The 3,446-nt window shown below is 75.7% G+C and carries 3 protein-coding genes; 2 read left to right on the forward strand and 1 reads right to left on the reverse strand.

Features of this window, described 5'->3' with window-relative positions; all coding sequences use genetic code 11:
* On the reverse strand, positions 1 to 1,029 hold a 1,029-nt coding region (locus tag A2U95_RS30125), incomplete at its 3' end, for an MFS transporter (RefSeq protein WP_166028912.1).
* 392 nt (positions 1,030 to 1,421) lie between these two features.
* On the opposite strand from A2U95_RS30125, the gene A2U95_RS30130 reads away from it, so the two are divergent.
* Both A2U95_RS30130 and A2U95_RS30135 read left to right on the forward strand, forming a co-directional pair.
* Positions 1,422 to 2,780, forward strand: coding sequence for a hypothetical protein (locus A2U95_RS30130; RefSeq protein WP_166028888.1), 1,359 nt, complete (start codon positions 1,422 to 1,424; stop codon positions 2,778 to 2,780).
* A 49-nt stretch (positions 2,781 to 2,829) separates the two neighbouring features.
* On the forward strand, positions 2,830 to 3,446 hold a 617-nt coding region (locus tag A2U95_RS30135), incomplete at its 3' end, for an L-threonylcarbamoyladenylate synthase (RefSeq protein WP_166028890.1).

Here is a 3,446-nt window from a genome sequence, read left to right on the forward strand (position 1 = left end):
GTGGGGCGGCGGATCCGTCTGCAGCACGGTGGTCCCGGCCGTGTCGGAGACCGACTCCACGATCGCCATCGGCACGATCAGCGCCATCAGCACCAGCAGGCTCGGCGAGAGCCCCGCCGCGATCTGGAGCAGGCCGCCGACCGCCGCCATGGTGCCGACCAGCCGCACCGTCGGGCCGGTGAGCCGTCCCGCGATCACCGCGCCCACCACGCCGCCCACCGCGAGCACCGTGGAGACCGCGCCGAACTCGGCGGCCCCGCCGGCCAGCGGCCCGGTCACCAGGACGGCCAGGGTCAGCGTGTAGTTGCGGCCGAAGACGCTGCTCATCGCCGTGATGCCGGCCAGGGCCACCAGCCGGGGCCGCCGGAGGAAGAAGACCAGCCCGTCGCGCGCCCCCGTCCCGCGCCGCCGCGTCCCGGCCGCGGCGCTGCCGGCCGGGGTCCCGCCGGACGGGGCGGCGATCGGCTCCACCGTCACCGCGCCCGCCGCCGGGCGCAGGAAGGGGATCACGGCGGCGACGAAGAGGAAGGAGAGGCCGTTCGCCGCGTAGGCCGCGCCCGCGCCCCACCAGCTGACCAGCACGCCCGCCGCCGCGGCTCCGCCGAGCCGTCCGACGCCGTGCACCAGCGACCCCACGGCGATCGCCGACGGGACGTCGCGCGGCGGCACCAGGTCGTTGCCCAGGAGGGCGCAGGCCGGGGCGTCCACGGTGGCGATCAGCCCGGTGACCACCGCGAGGGCCATCAGCACGCCCACGTTCAGCTGGTCGACGGCGATGAGCACCGCGGTGACGACCGCGACCACGCCCAGGAGCGCCTGGCTGACCGCGGCGGTGAGCTTGCGCGGCCACGCGTCGACGGCCGCGCCTCCGGCCAGACCCAGCAGCAGGCCGGGCGCCGCCTGCAGGGACACCGACAGGCCGGTGAGGGCGGCCGACCCGGTGAGCTCGAGCACCAGCAGGTTCTGCGCGGTCAGCTGCATCCAGGTGCCGACGTTGGAGACCAGGTTGGCCAGGGACCACCAGCGCATGGAGCGGTGGCGCAACGAGCGCCAGGGCCCGCGGCCGCCGCGGGGGCGGCGGGAGGAACGGGCGAAGCGGAGGAGGGCGGCCGGCGACCGGCCGGCCGTGGAGGTGGGAAGCACGGAGGAGTACGCCTTGCGGACGGGGCAGGGGAAACCGCCCTCGAGGGGCGGTGACGGCCATGATGGCCCGACGGACCCCGCAGTGCTTTCCGCACAGGTGTCCAGTAAGCACCCTTTCGGGTCAACTGCCCGTAGAACAGCGGGAATCGGCGCCCAGGTGGCGTTTCTCACAAGGGCGCCCCCGGACCCGGGTGAGGGCCCCCGCCGCGGAGGGGGACGATACTGGGGCACCCCCGCACGCCGCAGAACAGCACGGAAGGTCTTCGCACCCGCGTCCCATGAGCGAATCCGCCACCGCCCACCCCGCACCCCCGAGCAGCGGCCCGGCCCCCACCGCCGTCTGGTACGCCCGCGGCCGCAGCACGCTCCCGCTCCCCGACGCCGTCGTGCGCCGGCACCTGCGCCAGATGCAGGACGCCGCCGTCGTCGACGCCCACCTGGAACTCGATCCCGCGGAGATTCCGTACCTGACGCACCCGTCGGCTCCCTCGCCGGCATCCGCCCAGGTCCCCGCCCCGGCCCTCGCGCCCCGGACCTCCTCCACGGCCCCCGCCCCGGACGCCGCCGGGCCGGCGGTGACGGACCACGGCGTGCAGTCGTTCGAGGCGCGATGGCGGGCGCCGGACGGCACGACCGTCCGCGCCCGGCTCACCATCGGCCCGGAGGGCGGCTTCCTGCCGGGCGCCGCCCCCGGACTGACCCTCGCCCCCGCCGGCCTGGCGCACGCCCTCGGGCGTGCCCCCGAAGGCCGGGAGTGGCTGCTGGTCGCCGAGGCGGAGAGCGCGTGGGACCCGCGGTGGCCCTCCCCGGCGGACATGTTCTGGCCCCGTGAGGCCGCGGACGGCTGGGACTGCGTCCACGTGGGCGGCATGCGCGGGGTGGACCTGCGGACCCTGGAGATCAACCGGCTGCCCGACGACGACAAGGAGCTGCGCAAGCTCCTGAAGGACTGCGCGCGCGACGGCTGGAACATCCACGTGGTCGTGCACGAGGCGATGACCCCCGACGCCCGCGGCCTGCGACCCCTGGTGCGCAGGCTCCCGGCCGGGCTGCGGCACCGGGTGATCGAGCACCGGGCCGCCCCGGACCAGTACCGCGCGGTGAACTGGGCGCTCAAGGACCACGGCATCGAGGTGCCCCGCGGCGGCGCGGTGGTCCTGCCCGGCGACCCGCCCCGCCCCGGCTACGACCGCCCGGACTTCACGGTGCGCACCGTCTTCCTCGACGGATCGGAGCCCACCGCCCTCATCGACGCGCTGCACCGGTTCGCGGCCCTGCCCGCCCCGCTCCCCGAGGGGGCCGCCGAGGGCGTGCGGGTGATGCGCGAACAGTGGCACCTGGTGACCCTCCAGGAGCGGCTGGCCCACGCCGAGCGGCTGGTCGTGATGTACAAGGAGGCGCTGGAGGCGATGACCCGCTCCCGCGACCTCTACCGGGAGGCCGCCGAGCAGGCCCACGAGGCGCTGGCCGCGCTGCGCGCCTCGGCGGGGCCGGCCGCGCTGCCCGCCCCGCGCCCCGAGGCCCCGGCGGACGGGGCCGGGCCCCCCTCGCAGGGCTCCGGCTTCTCGCTGCGCCAGTTGACGCGGTCGCTGGAAAGGATGAAGGACGCCGGGAAGGCGCGTCGCGAACGCCCGTAGACGGGGGAGCCGGTCCCCCTCCCCGGGGGGCCGGCCCTAAGCTCGTCGGATGGCCAAGTACTACGACGTTCACCCCGACAACCCCCAGCCGCGCACGATCGCCCAGGTGGCGCAGAGCCTCCGGGAGGACGCGCTGGTCGTCTACCCCACCGACTCCTGCTTCGCGCTGGGGTGCCGCCCGGGCAGCAAGGACGGCGTCGACCGGATCCGCGCGATCCGGCAGCTCGACGACCGGCACCACTTCACGCTGGTCTGCCGCGACTTCGCGCAGCTCGGGCAGTACGCGCAGATCGACAACGACGTGTTCCGCTCGGTGAAGGCGGCGACACCGGGCCAGTACACCTTCATCCTGCCGGCCACCCGTGAGGTGCCCCGCAAGCTGGCCCATCCCAAGAAGCGGACCGTGGGCGTGCGGATCCCCGAGCACCCGGTGGTCCGGGCGCTGCTGGAGGAGCTGGGCGAGCCGCTGCTCTCCAGCACGCTGCTCCTGCCCGGGGACGAGGAGCCGATGACGATCGGCTGGGAGATCAAGGAGCGGCTCGACCACGTGGTCGACGCGGTCCTGGACTCCGGCGAGTGCGGGACGACGCCGACCACGGTGGTCGACTTCTCCGAGGGCGCGCCCGAGATCGTCCGCCGGGGCGCGGGCGACCCGACGCCGTTCGA

Source organism: Streptomyces chilikensis (assembly GCF_001642695.1).
Taxonomy (GTDB): Bacteria; Actinomycetota; Actinomycetes; order Streptomycetales; family Streptomycetaceae; genus Streptomyces; species Streptomyces chilikensis.